The organism is Antribacter sp. NEAU-D49 (assembly GCF_057158775.1).
On sequence record NZ_JBXTSN010000013.1, the window covers coordinates 97498 to 115786 of the forward strand.

Genomic DNA, 18289 nt, shown 5'->3' on the forward strand with positions numbered 1-18289 from the left:
AAGTGACCGACGTCACAGTTGAAAACTGAACTAAATGCTCGGCGGACACGCGTTGAGGCGGGCATGACCGACACAGTTGCTGAGCGCACCGCGCTCGCCATCGACGCCACCACCGCGGACCAGCTCTTCCGCGCCGCGCGCACCGCGAAGACCTTCACCGACGCCGACGTGGCGGACGAGACGCTCGCCGCCGTCCACGACCTCGTCAAGTGGGGCCCGACGTCGATGAACATCAGCCCGCTGCGCGTGCTGGTGGTGCGCAGCCAGGAGGCGCGTGCGCGCCTCGTCGCGAACATGCCGGAGGGTAACCAGGAGCGCGTCGCGAGCGCGCCCGTCACCCTCGTCCTCGCGTACGACCCCGAGTTCCACGAGCGCCTCGACGTCCTGGTCCCGCACTTCCCGGGAGCGCGCGACATGTTCGCCGCCGACGACGAGATGCGCGCCGGCGCCGCTCGCACCAACGCGCTCCTGCAGGCCGGCTACCTGATCGTCGGCCTGCGCGCCGCCGGCCTCTCCGCGGGCCCGATGCACGGCCTCTACGACGGGATCGACGCGGAGTTCTTCGCCGAGAGCGGCTGGAAGAGCCTGCTCGTCGTCAACGCCGGCTACACCGAGGGCGAGGGCACCGACCGCCCGCGCGCGCCGCGCCTGTCGTTCGACGAGGTGTCGCGGGTCGTCTGACCTGTCCCAGCCCTGCCCCTGCCGAGGTAGTCACGTCGTCCGGCGACGTGACTACCTCGGCGTCTGTGGTCTCACGGGAGCGGGCGGCCGGCCCGCATCTCAGCCACCAGCGCGTCGACCACCGCCTCCAGGTCCCCGCCGTGCTGCGCCGCCGTGGCCCGCTGCCGCTGGTAGGAGGCGCCGGTCCGCAGGATGTCACGCACGCCGGCGAGCTCCGCGCTGCAGCCGAGCCGCTCGGCGACCGGCTCCAGCTCGACGAGCAGCTTGCCGACCGAGTCGGTGACCAGCTCCTCCTCGCCGTCGGCGTCCGTGATGACGATGGCCTCCATGCCGTACCGCGCCGCCCGCCACTTGTTCTCCCGGACGAACCAGTGGGGCATGGTCGGCAGGGTGCGGCCGTGGTCGAGCTGGGTCGACAGATGCTCCACGAGGCAGTGCACCAGCGCCGACAGGGCCAGCAGCTCCGTGAGGTTCGTGGGCCCGTCGCAGACCCGCACCTCCAGGGTCCCGTAGGCGGGCGACGGGCGGATGTCCCAGTGGATCTCGTTGAACTGGTCGACCACCCCTACGTGCACCAGGTCGCCCGCGTACGCCTCGAGCTGCTCCCACGTGTCGAACTGGTAGGGGAGGCCCGCCGTGGGGATCTGCTGGAACAGGAGCGTGCGGGTCGAGGCGTAGCCCGTGTCCGTCCCGCTCCAGTACGGCGACGACGCCGAGAGCGCCTGCAGGTGCGGCATGTAGGGCAGCAGCCCGGCCAGGAGCGGCAGCGCCTTGGCCTGGTCCTCGACCCCCACGTGCACGTGCAGCCCGTAGATCAGGAGCTGCCGGCCCCAGAACTGCGTGCGGTCGATGATCCGGGTGTACCGGTCCTTGTCGGTGACCTTCTGCGCCTCCCAGCTCGCGAAGGGGTGCGTGCCGGCGCACATCAGCTCCACCCGCTGGGGATCGGTGATGCGGCGGATCTCGTCGACCGAGCGCTGCAGGTCGGCTCCCGCCTCGCCGACGGTGCGGCTCACGCCGCTCACCACCTCCACGGTGTTGCGGAGGAACTCCGACTTGAACCGGGGGTGGTCGCCGTCCGGCGCCAGGGCGTCCAGCACCGTCCCGGCGGTCTGCCGCAGGTCGCCGGAGTCGGCGTCGACCAGGGCGAGCTCCCACTCCAGGCCGACAGTCGACCGCTCCGACCTGGCGAACGGCAGGCGTGCGGGCGTGCTCATGCACGGCTCCCGAGCGGCTCGACCACCAGGACCTGCTGAGATCCCGCGACGCGCGTGAGGATGACCGTGGCTTCCTCGGACCCGGTCAGGACGAGCTGGGACCGCAGCTGCTCAGGCACGACGGCGGTGCCCCGCTTCTTGATGGTGATGCGGCCGACGTTGCGCTCGCGGAGGTACGCCTTGAGCCGCTTCAGCCCGAACGGCATCGTGTCGAGCACCCGGTACCCCGTGGCGACGGGAGCAGGCGAGCCGTCGTCGGCCGGGCTCGGGGCGGCGCCCGTGGGCAGAGGCGCGGGCGCGTCGGTGGTGATGTACGCGATCGTGGGGTCCACGAGCCGCCCGCCGAGCTCCGCCGCGACGTGCGCCACGAGACCGGCGCGGATGACCGCGCCGTCGGGCTCGTAGAGGTACTGGCCGACCGCCCCTACCTGGGGCTCCACGAGCGTTCCTGGCTCCTCGCGGACCGTGCGGCTGAGGGTGTGCTCCTTGCCCTCGGCATCGGTCACGGTGCGGAGCACCAGAGCCGACCGGCCCGGCCCCGACGGGGCGAGGGGGCCGAACCAGAGCCCGGCCTCGACGACGTCCCCGTCCACCGACACCCACTGCGTCTCGGCGTCCGCGGGCAGGCCGTCGTGGGGGATGCCCGGGCCCACCTTGATGCCCACGGCCGGTACAGCGTCCCGCAGGGCCCACACGGCGTCGAGCGGCGGCGCGTACGCGCGCGGGTCGAAGATGCGGGTGCCCGTACGCGTGCGGCGGGCCGGGTCGGCGTAGACGCCGTCGACGCCCTCGGCGACGAGGTCGAGCGCCAGGCCGTCAGCGTGGCGCACCTCCGCCTCCGGGAAGTGGCGGAGGTTGACGGTAGCGATGGCCGACGTGACCTCGTCGATGTCCGTGGCCAGCACGCGCAGGCCGGTGGCGGCGAATGTCATGGCGTCGGCGCCGATGCCGCACGTCAGGTCGGCCACGAGGGTGGCGCCCGCGTCGCGGTAGCGCCGGGCGTGCACGGCGGCGACGAGGAGCCGCGTCGCCTGCTCCAGCCCGTCCGGGGTGAACAGCATGCCGTCGGCGAAGTCGCCGAACTTGGCCCGCGCCTTGGCCCGCAGCCGCGACTGGGTCAGCGCGGCGGCGGCGAGGTCCGGTGCGATCCCGCCGTCCCGCAGCCTCGTCGCCGTACGCATGGCGAGCCGTTCGTCGTAGGGCGGGAGGGCGCCAAGCAGTGCCCAACCTTCCGGGCTGAGAAGTTTGCTCAGAATCGCCGCATCCATGGGCAGATCTTTCCATGCGAGTCGGGCGGCTGGCGAGACCCCCACGAGGGCACTTTTCGCGAACTTTGCCTAACGGGGGTGAGTAATTGGCTTGTTGAGCCACCCGGTGCCCGATCGACCCGCTGTGGGTGAAGGTCCTGGCCCGGAGGCCTGTACCCCCAGCACATCACGGATCGGCCGTGTGTCGCGAGACGGCCCGTGCGCGACGGCGGTGACGGCGCCGTCGCGGCCGGGGCGAATTGGCACTCGCCTTGACCGAGTGCTAGCGCCGACCTAGATTTGGGGGTGTCACCGCCGCCCTCGGCTCTGCCGGGACGGCGGCGGTGCCGTGAGATGTTCCGTGCCCGCCGGCACCCGCGACGACGGCGGAACGCCGAACGCTCGACCCGCTCAGACAACCACCGCAGCTGATCAACGATCTGCTCACGAAAGAGGAGGTCCGACGTGTCGGTCCCCATCAAGCCGCTCGAGGACCGGATCGTGGTCAAGGCTCTCGAGGCCGAGACCACGACCGCTTCCGGCCTGGTCATCCCGGACACCGCCAAGGAGAAGCCCCAGGAGGGCGAGGTCCTGGCCGTGGGCCCGGGCCGCGTCGACGACAACGGCAACCGTGTGCCGCTGGACGTCACCGTGGGTGACAAGGTGATCTACTCGAAGTACGGCGGCACCGAGGTCAAGTACGCGGGTGAGGAGTACCTGGTGCTCTCCGCTCGCGACATCCTCGCCGTGGTCGTCAGCTGACGCTCGGCCCACACGCCTGAGCGCGGCGGACACCGCGATCGCCGAAGGCCCCGCACCGCCATGGTGCGGGGCCTTCGTGCGTCACGCGGAGGGCTTGTCGCGGCACGCTCCGGACGCTCAGGTGCTCGGGGTGGTGCGGCCAGATCTGCTCGTGCGGCCAGATCTGCTCGTGCGGCCAGATCTGCACGGGCGGGCGGCTGCTCGCGCGGGGCGCGGCACAGCGGTACCGACGCTCGTCTGGGGTGCGGTCCGTCAGGCGCTGACGGCCTTGCCCGCCAGGATCGCGGCCCGTTCGTCCTCGCTCAGGCCGCCCCAGACGCCGTAAGGCTCGCGCACCCGGAGCGACTGCTCCCGGCACTGCATCATCACGGGGCAGCTGCGGCAGATCGCCTTGGCCGCCTCCGCGCGGCGGCGCCTGGTGGAGCCCCGCTCGCCCTCTGGGTGGAAGAACAGGGTGTCGTCCGCATCGCGGCACGCCCCCTGGTACTGCCACTCCCACAGTTCCATCACCGGTCCGGGAAGCCTCGAGATCTCCGTCATGCCGAACAACCTACAAGTTGTGCAGAAATTGTTCAAGGGGCGTGCCGAAATGATCCAGACCGATTCGATCGTGACAAAAGCGTTTCAGGGCTGGCTCGGTTCGTGACCTGATTTGTTCGGAACTGCAACGAAATGGCCGCAGTTACGCGGCTCGCCGGGGTTCGCAGTGGCGACAGCCTGTCCGTCTCGGCAGAATCGAGGCATGACATCCTCGCGACCTGCCCCGTCCACGGGCGGGTCACGCGCGTCCAGTCCCGGCCTTGCCGTCGCTGCCGTCGCCAGGCGGCTCGGGGTCGCTCCGGCGACCCTGCGCACCTGGGACCGTCGCTACGGGCTGGGGCCCTCGGGACGCACCGCCGGCTCGCACCGCCGCTACACGCCCGACGACGTCGCCCGCCTCATGGTGATGCGACGGCTCACGCTCGAGGGACACGCGCCGGCGGACGCCGCGCAGCTCGCCAAGGAGGCGGGGGCCGAGGAGCTCACGACCGTCGGTGACCTGCAGGACGACGGCGAGGGTGCCGGGGGCGGCCAGGACGAGGGCCACGACCCCGATGCGCTCGGCGGGCCGCTGACCGCACCTCCCGCCGCTCCTGGCGACCTCGGCCGAGCGCGAGGCGAGGCGCCCGCCGGGGCCGGGGCGCCGTCGTCGGGCAGCGAGGAGGAGACGCTCCGGCGCGGCCACCTGCGCGCCCTCCCCGGCGGCGCTGCCGCGAGCACCGTGGCCACGCTGAGGTCTGCTCCCGCGGCGCCCACGCCGGGGCGGCTGTCGGCCCTGGTGGACGCGGCGCTGGCCTACAACCGCACGTCGTGCGACGCCCTGCTGGCACTGGGCCCCGACGGCGACCCCGCCACCTGGTGGACCGAGCTGGTCGAGCCCGCGTGGCGCCGCGTCGCGGAGCGCACCGTCCTCGCGACGCCGGGTGAGGTCCCGGAGGTGGTGCTCGCCACGGCTGCGCTGAGGGCGCTGCGCAACTACACCGAGGAGTTCGAGCGGGCGATCGTCGAGGCAGGCGGCCCGCCGGCCAACCACCCGAGCCGGATGCGCAAGATCGTGCTCGTGTTCGCCGCGCCGGACGAGCTGGTGCCCCTGTCCGCGCACGCGCTCGCCGCGGCGCTGGCGGCACAAGGGTCGATGGCCAAGATCGTGACGGGACCGGCGAGCACGCACCGCTCCGTGGAGCTCGTCACCATGGTCCGGCCGGCGGCCCTCGTGCTCGCCACCACCCAGGCGCGGCCCGACCTCGATGTGGTGCACGCGGTGCACGAGAGCTATCCCGAGCTGCCCATCTTCGTGGGTCTGCGCCGGGACGCCGCGGCGTCGGACCTGCCGTTCGGCCCCACGGTGCAGCAGCTGCGGTCGTTCAACGGGCTGCTCCACGAGGTGCTCGCCGTCCTGCGGTGACCGGCTCGCGTGACGCACGCGACCCCCGGACCCGCTGGCCGGGTCACGGGGTGCTCGGCGTAGACTCTTGACATGACGGACTCGACCTCTGGGGTGCCCGCGCGCGACCCGTTCGCCTTCCTCGGCCTCACGTACGACGACGTGCTGCTGCTGCCGAACGAGACCGACGTCATCCCCAGCGAGGTCGACACCACGTCGCGCCTGACCCGGGAGATCGACGTGCGGGTCCCGCTCCTCTCGGCGGCGATGGACACGGTGACCGAGTCGCGCATGGCGGTGGCCATGGCCCGGCAGGGTGGCATCGGCATCATCCACCGCAACCTGTCCATCGAGCGCCAGGCCAGCCACGTCGACCGCGTGAAGCGGTCCGAGTCGGGGATGATCACCGACCCCGTGACGGTGGGCCCCGAGGCCACGCTCGCCGAGCTCGACCGGCTGTGCGGCACGTACCGGGTGTCGGGCCTGCCGGTGGTGGAGCCCGACGGCAAGCTCGTCGGCATCATCACCAACCGCGACCTGCGCTTCGTGAACCCCGCCGACTTCGAGACCCGCAAGGTCCGTGAGGTCATGACGCAGATGCCGCTCGTGACCGCGCCCGTGGGCATCTCGCGGGACGACGCGGCGGCGCTGCTCGCCAAGCACAAGATCGAGAAGCTGCCCCTGGTGGACGGTACGGGCCACCTCCGCGGCCTGATCACGGTCAAGGACTTCACCAAGGCGGACCAGTACCCGCACGCGACCAAGGACGGCGAGGGCCGGCTCCGTGTGGGCGCCGCCATCGGCTTCTTCGGCGACGCGCTCGACCGCGCTGCGGCCCTGCGGGACGCGGGCGTCGACGTGCTGGTGGCCGACACGGCCAACGGCCACGCGCGGCTCCTGCTCGAGATGATCACCAAGCTCAAGAAGGACCCCGCGTTCGCGGGCGTGCAGGTCATCGGCGGCAACGTCGCCACGCGGGCGGGCGCCCAGGCGCTGGTCGACGCGGGCGCGGACGCGGTGAAGGTGGGCGTGGGGCCGGGCTCGATCTGCACCACGCGCGTGGTCGCGGGTGTGGGTGTGCCGCAGGTGACGGCCATCTACGAGGCGTCCCTCGCGGCCCGTCCGGCCGGTGTCCCGGTCATCGGCGACGGCGGGCTGCAGTACTCGGGTGACATCGCGAAGGCTCTCGTGGCCGGCGCCGACACCGTCATGCTCGGCTCGCTGCTCGCGGGCTGCGACGAGTCCCCGGGCGACCTGGTGTTCGTCAACGGCAAGCAGTACAAGCACTACCGCGGCATGGGCTCGCTCGGGGCCATGGCGTCGCGCGGCAAGAAGTCGTACTCGAAGGACCGCTACTTCCAGGCGGACGTGGTGGCCGACGACAAGATCGTGCCCGAGGGCATCGAGGGTCAGGTCCCCTACCGCGGCCCGCTCTCCGCGGTGGCCTACCAGCTCGTGGGCGGGCTGCACCAGTCGATGTTCTACGTGGGTGCGCACACCATCCCGGAGCTGCAGGAGCGCGGTCACTTCGTGCGCATCACGGCGGCGGGGCTCAAGGAGTCGCACCCGCACGACATCCAGATGACGGTCGAGGCGCCCAACTACGGCCGGCACTGACCGGACAAGACAGTGATCCCTGCCAGGCTCCGGCGAGAGAGCCTGGCAGGGATCACTGCGCTCACCGTATCAGTCGCGGAAGGTCTCGATGTGCGCGCCCAGCTCGATGAGGCGCTCGGTGAGCTGCTCGTAGCCGCGGGCGATGATGTCGACGCCGCGGAGCTCCGAGGTGCCCTTCGAGGCGAGCATGCCGAGCAGGATGACCACCGCCGGCCGTAGGGCGGGCGGGCAGCTGACCTCAGCACCCGAGAAGCGCGTGGGGCCCGTCACCTGGAGCCGGTGCGCATCGAGCAGCCGCACGTCGGCGCCCAGCCGCGTCAGGTCGGTCAGGTGTACCGCACGGCCCTCGTAGACCCAGTCGTGGATCAGCGTGGTGCCGGTGGCGCACGCGGCGATCACCGCGAAGAACGGCAGGTTGTCGATGTTCAGGCCGGGGAACGGCATGGGGTGGATCTTGTCGATCGGGGCGCGGAGCGTGCTCGGGTGCACCGTGACGTCCACGAGCCGCGTGCGGCCGTTGCGCGCGAGGTACTCGTCGCTCAGCGTGTACTGGAGGCCCATCTCGGCGAGCGTGGCGAGCTCGATCTCCATGAACTCGATCGGGACGCGGGCCACCGTGATCTCCGACCCGGTGACGATGCCGGCGGTGAGCAGGCTCATCGCCTCGACCGGGTCCTCCGAGACCGCGTACTCCACGTCGGCGTCGATTCGCTGCCGGCCGTGGACACGGAGCGTCGTGGTCCCGATGCCCTCGATCCTGACGCCGAGCAGCTCCAGGTAGAAGCACAGGTCCTGGACCATGTAGTTGGAGCTGGCGTTGCGGATAGTCGTGACGCCGTCGCGCCCGGCGGCCGCCATGAGCGCGTTCTCGGTGACCGTGTCGCCACGCTCGGTGAGCACGATCGACAGGTCGCCGCTCGCCCGGGAGACGGTGGCGTGGTAGCGGTTCGCGGTGGCCGTGACGTCCAGGCCGAAGGGCCGCAGCGCGATCATGTGCGGCTCGACCGTGCGGGTGCCGAGGTCGCACCCGCCGGCGTACGGCAGCTCGAACCGCTCCTCGGTGCCGAGCAGCGGGCCGAAGAACATGATGATGGAGCGGGTCCGGACCGCCGCGTCGACGTCGATCCGGCTCAGGTCGAGGGTGGCCGGCCGGACGATCTCGAGGTCCCGTCCGTCGGCCGACCACTCGGCGCGCACGCCGACCGACCGGAGCACGTCGACGATGCGGTCGACCTCCACGATGCGGGCCACGCCACGCAGGACCGTGCGGCCGCTGTTCAGCAAGGACGCGCAGAGCAGCGCGACCGCGCCGTTCTTGGAGGAGTTCACCTCGATGCGGCCCGAGAGCTGGTGACCGCCCTCGACGCGGAGGTGGGAGTGCTTGGGAGCGCCGACGCTGATGAGCGTGGACTCGAGGGCTGCGCTGATCCGGCCGATGATCTCGAGGCTGAGGTTCTGCTGGCCCTGTTCGATCCGGTGGACGGCGCTCTGACTGGTCCCGAGTCGTTCGGCGAGCTGTGCCTGGGTGAGTCCCCGGTGTCGCCGGGCGGAGCGGACGAGCGCTCCGACCTGGGCGGCATCCACGGTGGGGATCTCGCTGACGGTCGTCATACCGATGGTCATGACGACGAGCGTATCTCACCTATGAGATACGCTCGCGCCAAACGGCGAAAGAAGCGCGTGACCAGCGGTTGTCTTATGCGCTCCGTGCGTTCTGCACAGGCCACAGCCCCGACGCTCCGGGACCGTCCAGCCCCTGCCTCGCCCGCCACTCGTTGAAGCCCTCGGCCCACTCGCGGTGGGCGCCCGCCTGCTCGTGGTGGAGCTCGAGCAGCGACATCTCCGCGAGCTCCGGGAACCGGGTCACGAGCGCCTGCAGCACGTCGAGGGTGGCGAGGACGTCCACGTCCGCGGAGTGCAGGTCGCCCTCGTTGGTGATGCCGTACCACTCGCTCAGGTCGCCGAGTCGGCGCTTCCCCTGGCGGAAGCGGTCCTTCCACCGGTCGATGACGAGCGGGTCGATGACGGGTCCCACCGACGTGCCGAGCCGCTCCGGCAGTGTGGCGAGGCCGTTGCGGGTGAGCTCGGCGTCGAGGATGGACAGGTCGAAGGCCGCGTTGTACGCCACGACGGGCACACCCTGCCGGAGGCGGAGCGCCAGCTCCGCGGCGATCTCGTCGAGCGCCTTGCGCGGTGCCTCGCCGTGGGCGCGTGCGTGCTCGGTGGTGATCCCGTGGATCGCGGCGGCCTCCTCCGGGATCTCCACCCCGGGGTCGAGCAGCCAGGTGCGCACGTCCGTGCTCACCCCCGGCACGCGCAGCACGAGCGCGGCCGTGACGATGCGGTCGCCTCCGACGTCGACCCCCGTGGTCTCCGTGTCGAAGCCCAGCAGCGGCCCCCGTGTCCAGTCCTGGTCCATCGGTGCGCTCCTCCCCTGTGTGTGATCCACCACTGCGTGATCTACGCCGCGTGGCGCCCGTCCGTGCAGGTGACCGGCGGTCCTGGTGACCCGTCCGGTTCCTGCACCACGAACTGTGCCACCCGTCACCGACATCCACGGCCGCCGCCCGCGCGGGTCGGTAGGCTGTCCCGGTGAGCAACGAGATCGAGATCGGACGTGGCAAGCGCGGGCGGCGCGCCTTCTCCTTCGACGACATCGCGGTGGTGCCGTCCCGCCGTACCCGCGACCCGAAGGACGTCTCGGTCGGCTGGCAGATCGACGCCTACCACTTCGACCTGCCGATCGTGGCGGCGCCCATGGACTCTGTGATGAGCCCGGCCACCGCCGTCGCCCTGGGCCGTGCGGGTGGCCTCGGTGTTCTCGACCTCGAGGGCCTCTGGACCCGCTACGAGTCGCCGGAGCGGCTGCTGGAGGAGATCGCCCAGCTGCCGGCCGGCGAGGCCACCCGGCGCATGCAGGAGATCTACGCCGAGCCGGTCAAGGAGGAGCTGATCACCGAGCGCCTGCGCGAGGTGCGGGCCTCGGGCGTGACCGTGGCCGGCGCCCTGTCGCCGCAGCGCACGCAGGAGTTCTACAAGACGGTGGTCGACGCCGGGGTGGACCTGTTCGTCATCCGCGGCACCACCGTCTCGGCGGAGCACGTGAGCGGTAACGCCGAGCCGCTGAACCTCAAGCGCTTCATCTACGAGCTCGACGTCCCCGTCGTGGTGGGCGGTGCGTCCACCTACACGGCGGCGCTGCACCTCATGCGCACCGGCGCGGCGGGGGTGCTGGTCGGCTTCGGCGGCGGCGCCGCGCACACCACGCGCGTCAGCCTGGGTATCCACGCGCCGATGGCGACCGCAGTCGCCGACGTGGCGGCCGCCCGCCGCGACTACCTCGACGAGTCCGGCGGTCGCTACGTCCACGTCATCGCCGACGGCGGCGTGGGCCGCTCGGGCGACATCGTCAAGGCCGTGGCGTGCGGTGCTGACGCGGTCATGCTGGGTGCCGCGCTGGCCCGTGCCGCTGAGGCGCCGGGCAAGGGCTGGCACTGGGGCCCGGAGGCGCACCACGCCCAGCTGCCGCGTGGCGAGCGGGTCGAGGTGGGCACCGTGGGCTCGCTCGAGGAGATCCTCTTCGGGCCGGGCCAGCAGGCCGACGGCACGCTGAACCTGGTGGGCGCGCTCCGGCGCGCGATGGCCACGACGGGTTACTCCGACCTCAAGGAGTTCCAGCGCGTCGAGGTCGTGGTCTCGCCCTACCAGCCGCGGTGACGGCGGGGGTCGAGTTCCGCGAGATCACGGACGCCGACGTCGAGCAGGTGGTCGCTCTGTGGCGCGACTGCGGGCTCACTCGCCCGTGGAACGACCCGCACCGCGACGTGGCCGACGCGCGCACGGGGGAGACCTCGACCATCCTCGTCGCGCGGGACGCCGGTGCCGTCGTGGCGACCGTGATGGCGGGGCTCGACGGGCACCGGGGCTGGCTCTACTACGTCGCGGTCGCCCCGGACCGGCAGGGCGCCGGGCTCGGCCGTGCAGCGGTCGTCGCCGGCGAGGCCTGGCTGGCGGGTCAGGGCGCGCGCAAGGTCCAGCTCATGGTCCGTACCACCAACACGAAGGTGGCCGGCTTCTACGAGCGGCTCGGCTACGCGGACCAGGAGACGACGGTCCTCGGGCGCTGGTTCGACCGCCCGTGACGCCTCGCGATGCCCCGAGCAATCGGTTGCTGATTTTCACTCGGTGGGGGCTACGGGGCTCAGGGTTTTCCGCGTAGGGTGGCCGCCATGATCGACGACGCAGCAGTCGGAAGCGTGATCGACCCGGAGCAGCCGGAGGCTACCTACGTGCTGGAGCCGGACGTCGTCGCACCGCTCCTCGCGCGCATCGTCACGTCGCACGAGGCCGGTACCCACCGGTCGATCTGCCCCTTCACGGGGGCGCCCCTGGCGACGCTGCCGCTGTCGTCGGCCGCCGACGTGGCCGGGGCGGTGGAACGCGCCCGGGCCGCCCAGCGTTCGTGGGCGCACGTCCCGGTCCGGGAGCGGGCGGGCGTCCTCGGGCGGTTCGGCCGCATCGTCCTCGACCGCCAGTCGGACGTGCTGGACCTGGTCCAGATGGAGACGGGCAAGTCCCGCCGCTCGGCGTTCGAGGAGGTCGCCGACGCGGCCCAGGTGGCGCGCCACTTCGCCGTGCGCGGCCCCCGTTACCTCGCGCCCCGGCGCCTGGCGGGCATGCTCCCGCTCCTCACCGGCGTCCGGGTCCACCGTCGCCCGGTCGGGGTGGTGGGTGTCATCGCCCCCTGGAACTACCCGCTCACCCTTGCGCTCTCGGAAGCGCTGCCGGCGCTCCTCGCGGGCGACGCGGTGGTGCTCAAGCCCGACCCCCAGACCACCCTCACCGCCCTCTGGGCTGCCGAGGTCCTTGAGGACGCGGGGCTCCCGGCCGGGCTCTTCCAGGTCGTCGCCGGGGCCGGCGACGTGGGCGCCGAGCTGATCGAGCACGTGGACCACGTCGCGTTCACGGGTTCCACCGCGACCGGCCGCAAGGTCGCGGCGCGGGCGGGCGAGCGGCTGGTGGGTGCCACGCTCGAGCTCGGCGGCAAGAACCCCTTGTACGTCGCCGAGGACGCGGACGTCCTCACGGCCGTGCCGTCGGTGATCCGCGCGTGCTTCGCGAACACCGGCCAGATGTGCCTGTCGGTGGAACGCCTCGTGCTGCACGAGGACATCGCCGACGAGTTCCTCGCGCGGTTCGTCCCTGCGGTCCGTGCGCTGCGGCTCGGCGCCGCGCTCGACTACTCGGCCGACGTGGGCTCGCTCGTCTCCGCCGAGCAGCTCGCGAAGGTGGAGGCGCACGTGGACGACGCCCTGGCGCTCGGCGCACGGGTGCTCGCCGGCGGGGTGCACCGTAGCGACATCGGGCCGTACTTCTACGCGCCCACGATCCTCGACGACGTCCCGAGCGCTGCCCTGTGCACCCGTGAGGAGACCTTCGGGCCCGTCGTGGCGGTCACCCGCGTGGCGTCGGACGACGAGGCCGTCCGCGTCATGAACCAGACCGAGTACGGCCTGCACGCCTCCGTCTACTCGTCGGACGTCGCCCGGGCGCGCCGGATCGCAGCCCGCGTCGAGGCCGGCTCGGTCGCGATCAACGACGGGTACGCGCTCCTGTGGGGTTCCGTGTCCGCGCCCCTGGGCGGCTGGAAGGCGTCGGGGCTGGGTCGTCGGCACGGGGCCGCGTCGATCGAGGCGCTGACCGAGACGCAGACGATCGTCGTCGACCGCGGCGCCCGGATCGGTGCCACCCTGGACGCGCTCTACGGCCTGGACGACGACCGCCCGAGCGAGGTGCTCACCGCCGCCCTCCACGCGATGCGGCGCCTCCGCCTGCGCTGACCTGGCTAGGCCCCGACCAGCGGGCGCACCGCCGCCTTCCAGCTCGCGGGCAGCTCGCGGACGTGCCACCACGCCGACTTCAGCGGCAGCACGCTCGCCGCGCTGACTCCGAGGCCGACGGCGTCCAGCCCGGCCTCCACGCACGAGTACAGGGTGCGCCGCAGGTGGTAGTCCTGCGTGACGACCACGGCGGTCCGCACGCCGAACACGTCGTAGGCACGGCGGCACGTGGCGGTGGTGTTGTACCCTTCGCCGTCGAGGACCAGCGCGCCCTCGGGCACTCCCTGGCTCACGGCGTAGTCGCGCATCGACGCCGGCTCGTCGTACCGGGTGCCGTTCGGGCGGGTGTGGGCGTCGCCGCTGAGGATCACGGTCTGCGCCACGCCCGCGCGATAGAGGGCGACTGCTCCGTCGACCCGGCGCCGGAGGAAGGTCGACGGCGTGCCGTCCTCCCGCAGCCCGGCGCCCAGCACCACGATCGCGTCCACCTTCTCGACGCCCTGGACGCTCGCCCGGACCCGGGACTGCCCCACACCCTGGACCCAGGCGACGGGCACCGCGAAGGCGAGACCGAGCACGGCGAGGACGATGAGCGCGATCTTCACGGACGGCACGCTACCTGGTCGGACGAACTCACTGTCCCGGCGGGGGGCGGAGCAGGGACCGGCGCTCCGTGCGGAGGTTCGACGTCGCCGGCTTCTCCCACCGGGCGACGCCCGGCGCGGTCCGGAAGAGGTTCCCGCCCGCGAGCAGCTGGGTGAGGACCGCGGCGCGCCCGAGCCTGAACGTCAGCCCGGGCACGTCCGCGTACTCGGCGCGCACCTGCTGCGCATAGCGGGCGTAGGTGCCGGGTGCCGCGCCCAGGACGGCGAGGTCCGCGTCGCTGACCAGGGCACCGGCGAGGTCGCCGGGCGCTGGGTCGTGAGCGGTGGTCACGAGCACGAGCTGCGCCACCTCCTCGACGAGGCTGCCCGACGCGGGTCCGCCCTCCGTTGTGGGTATGGCCGTGGCGTGAATCTCGGCAGGAATTGTCGCCGTAGCCATACCCACAGCGGACAGGGAGGTGCGGGCCAGGTCCGCCGAGCGTTCCTCGTCGCGGCCGGCCTCGCCGTCGTGGACCGCGTCGTGGAACCACAGGGCTACGCGGGCGGCCCAGACGGTCGCCGGGTCCACCGGCGTGCCGGCCGCGGCCAGATCGCCGAGCAGGAGGTCCAGCGCGTCCAGGGACTGCGCCAGGTGGAGTCTCGTGTGGTAGACGCGGTGCGGCTCACGCCAGCGGTCGAGGAGGTCCTCGCCCAGGGCGCCCCACGCCTCGGGTGAGACGGCGCTCCCGGGCGACCCGGCCGACGTCGGGCAGCCGGGTTCACCCGGGCGGAGGGCCGACCAGCGGGCCGCGAGGGACTCCCGCGACGCGCGACCCCGCTCCGCGCCGGAGACGCGTAGCACCGAGCCGCCGAGGCGGCGGGCCAGCTCCCGGCCGTCGACCGGCAGGGCACCGGCCGCGACGAGCGTGTCGTAGCGGTGGGCCGGTACGTCGTAGTGGTCGAGGTCGAGTGCTCGGTCGGGCACGCCCGCCGCACGAGCGAAGATCCGGAGCTCGTACAGCGACTGGTCCGAGACGAGGTGGGAGAAGTGCGTCCCGTGCGCAGGCCAGGCGGGCGGGTCGATCAGGACGGTCACCTGCTCACGAGCTCCATCGCCTGGCGGGCGATCGCCAGCTCCTCGTTCGTGGGGACCACCATCACCAGGGCCGGTGCGCCCGCCGGGGAGACCACGCGCGCCTCGCGCGACGGAGCCTCGTTGCGCTCCGGGTCCACCTCGAGGCCGAGGAACCCCAGGCCCTGCACGACACCGGCCCGCACGCGGACGTCGTTCTCGCCCACGCCCGCCGTGAACGTCAGCACGTCGATCCCGCCCAGCACCGCCGCGTACGCGCCCACGTACTTGCGGAGGCGGTGCAGGTAGACGTCCATCGCCAGGCGCGCCGGCTCGTCACCCGCGGCCACCAGACCCTGCAGCTCGCGCATGTCGTTCACGCCGGCGAGGCCCTTGAGCCCCGACGACTTGTTGAGGAGCGTGTCGACGTCGTCCACCGACATCCCCGCGTTGCGAACCAGGTGGAACACGATCGCCGGGTCGAGGTCACCCGACCGCGTGCCCATGACGAGCCCCTCCAGCGGCGTGAGCCCCATCGAGGTCTCCACGGCCACGCCGTCGAGCACCGCCGACGCCGACGCCCCGTTGCCGAGGTGGAGGACCACCTGCCGCAGCGGGGACCGGCCCAGCGCCCGGACGTCGGCGTGCGCCGCCACCGCGGCCGACACGAACTGGTGCGACGTCCCGTGGAAGCCGTAGCGGCGCACCCCGTGCTCCTCAGCGACCTTGCGGTCCACCGCGTAGGTCGCGGCGGCCGACGGGAGCGTCGAGAAGAAGGCGGTGTCGAACACCGCGACGTGCGGCACGCCGAGCAGCTCACGCGCCACCTCGATCCCCGTCACGTTCGCCGGGTTGTGCAGCGGCGCCAGCGGGACCAGGGAACGGATCTCCGCCACCGCGTCGTCGTCCAGGAGCACAGGCGCGGAGAACAGCGCGCCACCGTGCACCACCCGGTGCCCGACGGCGCGCACACCCGCCTCGGCCAGCGACGGCCCGGCCTCGTCGAAGAGGCCGAGCGCCAGCCTGAGCGCGTCCGCGTGCGACGGCACCGGCTGCTCCCGCTCCACCGTGCTCCCGCCCGCCTCGTGCTTGACCCGGCCCGACTCCTCCCCGATGCGCTCGATCACGCCCGAGGCGAGCGCGTCGCCCGACGACGGGTCCACGAGCTGGTACTTCAGCGACGAGGAGCCCGAGTTGAGCACCAGCACTGTCGACGTCATCGGGTCGCTCCCTGCGCCTGGATGGCCGTGATGGCCACGGTGTTGACGATGTCCTGGACCAGCGCCCCGCGGGACAGGTCGTTGACCGGCTTGTTCAGGCCCTGCAGCACCGGGCCCACCGCCACGGCGCCGGCGGAGCGCTGCACCGCCTTGTAGGTGTTGTTCCCGGTGTTGAGGTCGGGGAACACGAACACCGTCGCGCGCCCCGCCACGTCGGACCCCGGCAGCTTCGACGCCGCGACCGACGCGTCCACCGCGGCGTCGTACTGGATGGGGCCCTCCACGTCGAGGTCGGGACGGCGCTCGCGGACCAGCTCCGTCGCGGTGCGGACCTTGTCCACGTCGGCCCCCGAGCCGGACGTGCCGGTCGAGTAGGACAGCATCGCGATCCGCGGGTCCACCCCGAACTGGGTGGCCGTGGCGGCGGACGAGATCGCGATGTCTGCCAGCTCCTCGGCGGTGGGGTCGGGGATGACCGCGCAGTCGCCGTAGACCAGCACGCGGTCCTCCAGGCACATGAGGAACACCGACGACACCGACGAGACCCCGGGCTGCGTCTTGATGATCTCGAACGACGGCCGGATGGTGTGCGCGGTGGAGTGCGCGGCGCCCGAGACCATGCCGTCGGCGAGGCCCAGGTGCACCATCATGGTGCCGAAGTACGACACGTCGGTGACCACCTCGCGAGCCCGCTCCACGGTCATGCCCTTGTGGGCCCGGAGCCGGGCGTACTCCTCGGCGAAGCGCTTCACGCTCTCCGGGTCGGTCGTCGACAGCACCCGCGCCGTCTCGAGGTCGAGGCCCAGCTCCGTGGCGCGGCCGCGGACCGCGGTCTCCTCGCCGAGGATGGTCAGGTCGGCGATCCCGCGCGCCAGCACCGTCGACGCGGCCCGCAGGATGCGGTCGTCGTCGCCCTCCGGGAGCACCACGTGCCGCCGCTCCTCCCGTGCTCGCTCGATGAGGCGGTACTCGAACATCAGCGGGGTGACGACCTGCGGTGGCGGTACGTCGAGCCGTGCGGCCAGCTCCTCGCCGTCCACGTTCTTCTCGAACAGGGCCCGCGCAGTGTCGATCTTGCGGGTGGAGGCACGAGTGACCCGCCCGCGCGTCTTGGCCGCCGCCCGCGCCACGGGGTACGTGTCGCCGTCCGTGCGGATGATGGGGACCTTGGGCTCCAGCGCGGCCACCAGCTCGGCGGTCCGGCCCTCCGGGTAGAACCCGCCGCCGAGCACGATGCCCGCCAGGGACGGGAACGTCGGCGCCGTCTGCGCGGCGAGCAGGCCGATCAGCACGTCGGTGCGGTCACCGGGGGTGATCACCACCGCGCCGTCGGACAGCCGCTCCAGCAGGTGCTCGAAGCTCATCGCCCCGACGAGCACGTCCAGCGCCTCGCGGGTCAGCAGCTCGGGGTCGCCGAGCGTGAGCTCGCCGTCCACCGCCTCGAGGAGCTGTCCCACGGTGGGGGCGGTGAGGAACGGCTCCTCGGGGATGACCCACACCGGAAGGTCTTCCTCCGCACGCAGGTCGGTGAGGGCGGCGCGGACGTCGTCGGGCCGCGCGCCCGGCTGCGTGCCGCACCGGTTGACGACGATGCCGACCGGCTGGGCATGGTTCGCGCGGAGCTCGGCCAGGCTCACCTCGGCCAGGGCGCGCACCGCGTCCGGGGTGCGCTCGCGCCCCGAGACGACGAGCAGCACCGGCGCGCCGAGGTTCGCCGCGATACGCGCGTTGAACGACAGCTCGGTGGGCCCCGCCACGTCCGTGTAGTCGGTGCCCAGCACCACCACCGCGTCACAGTGTGCGGCCATGTCGTGGTACCGGGAGACGATGCGCGACAGCGCCGCCTCCGGGTCCGCATGGACCTCGTCGTACGTGACGCCCACGGCGTCCTCGTACGGCACGTCCACGCCGTCGTGCTCGAGGAGCATCTCCAGGACGTAGTCGCGGTCGGGCGTGTCCGGCCCCGCGGAGGGGACGCGGGAGACGGCGCGGAAGACCCCGACCCGCTGGACCTGGCGGACCAGCAGGTCGAGGACCCCCAGCGCGACCGTCGACTTCCCGGTCTCCCCCTCGGGCGACGCGATGACGAGGGAACGGACTGTCGGGCTCGCGGTCATGGACGCAT

The 18289-nt window shown here is 72.5% G+C and carries 16 protein-coding genes; 7 read left to right on the plus strand and 9 right to left on the minus strand.

What is annotated here, in order from left to right; genetic code table 11:
- Positions 1 to 63 precede the first annotated feature (63 nt).
- Positions 64 to 681 carry a malonic semialdehyde reductase gene (locus tag AC060K_RS12015; protein ID WP_483765647.1) on the plus strand — a complete coding sequence of 206 codons (618 nt, stop codon included), beginning with the start codon at positions 64 to 66 and terminating at the stop codon, positions 679 to 681.
- Positions 682 to 752: 71 nt separating this feature from the next.
- On the opposite strand, the gene AC060K_RS12020 is transcribed toward AC060K_RS12015, so the two are convergent.
- Entirely contained in the window at positions 753 to 1898 is a 1146-nt protein-coding gene (locus tag AC060K_RS12020; protein ID WP_483765648.1) for a glutamate--cysteine ligase, read from the minus strand.
- A complete protein-coding gene (locus AC060K_RS12025) occupies positions 1895 to 3166 on the minus strand; it encodes a class I SAM-dependent methyltransferase (RefSeq protein ID WP_483765649.1) in 1272 nt (423 codons plus the stop codon). The genes AC060K_RS12020 and AC060K_RS12025 overlap by 4 nt, the downstream gene beginning before the upstream one ends.
- Before the next feature lie 444 nt (positions 3167 to 3610).
- Here AC060K_RS12025 and groES point away from each other — a divergent pair, with 444 nt between their 5' ends.
- The gene (gene groES, locus AC060K_RS12030) at positions 3611 to 3907 is read left to right on the plus strand and encodes a co-chaperone GroES (protein ID WP_125773677.1); all 297 of its coding nucleotides are present in this window, start codon (positions 3611 to 3613) and stop codon (positions 3905 to 3907) included.
- Between the two features lie 252 nt (positions 3908 to 4159).
- On the opposite strand, the gene AC060K_RS12035 is transcribed toward groES, so the two are convergent.
- Positions 4160 to 4447, minus strand: coding sequence for a WhiB family transcriptional regulator (locus AC060K_RS12035; RefSeq protein WP_125773679.1), 288 nt, complete (start codon positions 4445 to 4447; stop codon positions 4160 to 4162).
- Between the two features lie 202 nt (positions 4448 to 4649).
- Here AC060K_RS12035 and AC060K_RS12040 point away from each other — a divergent pair, with 202 nt between their 5' ends.
- Both AC060K_RS12040 and guaB read left to right on the plus strand, forming a co-directional pair.
- Positions 4650 to 5852 carry a MerR family transcriptional regulator gene (locus AC060K_RS12040; protein ID WP_483765650.1) on the plus strand — a complete coding sequence of 401 codons (1203 nt, stop codon included), beginning with the start codon at positions 4650 to 4652 and terminating at the stop codon, positions 5850 to 5852.
- A 72-nt stretch (positions 5853 to 5924) separates the two neighbouring features.
- Entirely contained in the window at positions 5925 to 7448 is a 1524-nt protein-coding gene (gene guaB / locus AC060K_RS12045) for an IMP dehydrogenase (RefSeq protein ID WP_483765651.1), read from the plus strand.
- A 69-nt stretch (positions 7449 to 7517) separates the two neighbouring features.
- On the opposite strand, the gene AC060K_RS12050 is transcribed toward guaB, so the two are convergent.
- Complete coding sequence (locus AC060K_RS12050; protein ID WP_483765652.1) at positions 7518 to 9071, minus strand: UDP-N-acetylglucosamine 1-carboxyvinyltransferase; 1554 nt, start codon at positions 9069 to 9071, stop codon at positions 7518 to 7520.
- Positions 9072 to 9144: 73 nt separating this feature from the next.
- A complete protein-coding gene (locus AC060K_RS12055) occupies positions 9145 to 9867 on the minus strand; it encodes an exonuclease domain-containing protein (RefSeq protein WP_483765653.1) in 723 nt (240 codons plus the stop codon).
- 173 nt (positions 9868 to 10040) lie between these two features.
- Between AC060K_RS12055 and AC060K_RS12060 the strand changes: the two genes are divergently transcribed.
- The 3 genes from AC060K_RS12060 (at position 10041) to AC060K_RS12070 (ending at position 13288) form a co-directional block, all read left to right on the plus strand.
- Positions 10041 to 11165: a GuaB3 family IMP dehydrogenase-related protein gene (locus tag AC060K_RS12060; RefSeq protein WP_483765654.1), complete on the plus strand. Its 1125-nt coding sequence runs from the start codon at positions 10041 to 10043 to the stop codon at positions 11163 to 11165.
- Positions 11162 to 11590: a GNAT family acetyltransferase gene (locus AC060K_RS12065; RefSeq protein ID WP_483765655.1), complete on the plus strand. Its 429-nt coding sequence runs from the start codon at positions 11162 to 11164 to the stop codon at positions 11588 to 11590. Before AC060K_RS12060 ends, AC060K_RS12065 begins: the two co-directional genes overlap by 4 nt.
- 87 nt (positions 11591 to 11677) lie before the next feature.
- On the plus strand, positions 11678 to 13288 hold the full coding sequence (locus AC060K_RS12070) for a succinic semialdehyde dehydrogenase (RefSeq protein WP_483765656.1): 1611 nt from the start codon (positions 11678 to 11680) through the stop codon (positions 13286 to 13288).
- 5 nt (positions 13289 to 13293) lie between these two features.
- Here AC060K_RS12070 and AC060K_RS12075 read toward each other — a convergent pair whose 3' ends face one another.
- From AC060K_RS12075 to pta, 4 genes are read right to left on the minus strand one after another with little or no spacing between them, the layout of a single operon-like run.
- Complete coding sequence (locus AC060K_RS12075; RefSeq protein ID WP_483765657.1) at positions 13294 to 13893, minus strand: SanA/YdcF family protein; 600 nt, start codon at positions 13891 to 13893, stop codon at positions 13294 to 13296.
- A 28-nt stretch (positions 13894 to 13921) separates the two neighbouring features.
- The gene (locus tag AC060K_RS12080) at positions 13922 to 14968 is read right to left on the minus strand and encodes a DUF4031 domain-containing protein (RefSeq protein WP_483765658.1); all 1047 of its coding nucleotides are present in this window, start codon (positions 14966 to 14968) and stop codon (positions 13922 to 13924) included.
- Positions 14965 to 16164 (minus strand): acetate/propionate family kinase, encoded by a 1200-nt coding sequence (locus tag AC060K_RS12085; protein WP_483765659.1) that lies wholly within the window; start codon positions 16162 to 16164, stop codon positions 14965 to 14967. The genes AC060K_RS12080 and AC060K_RS12085 overlap by 4 nt, the downstream gene beginning before the upstream one ends.
- Positions 16161 to 18281: a phosphate acetyltransferase gene (gene pta / locus AC060K_RS12090; protein ID WP_483765660.1), complete on the minus strand. Its 2121-nt coding sequence runs from the start codon at positions 18279 to 18281 to the stop codon at positions 16161 to 16163. The genes AC060K_RS12085 and pta overlap by 4 nt, the downstream gene beginning before the upstream one ends.
- Positions 18282 to 18289 lie beyond the last annotated feature (8 nt).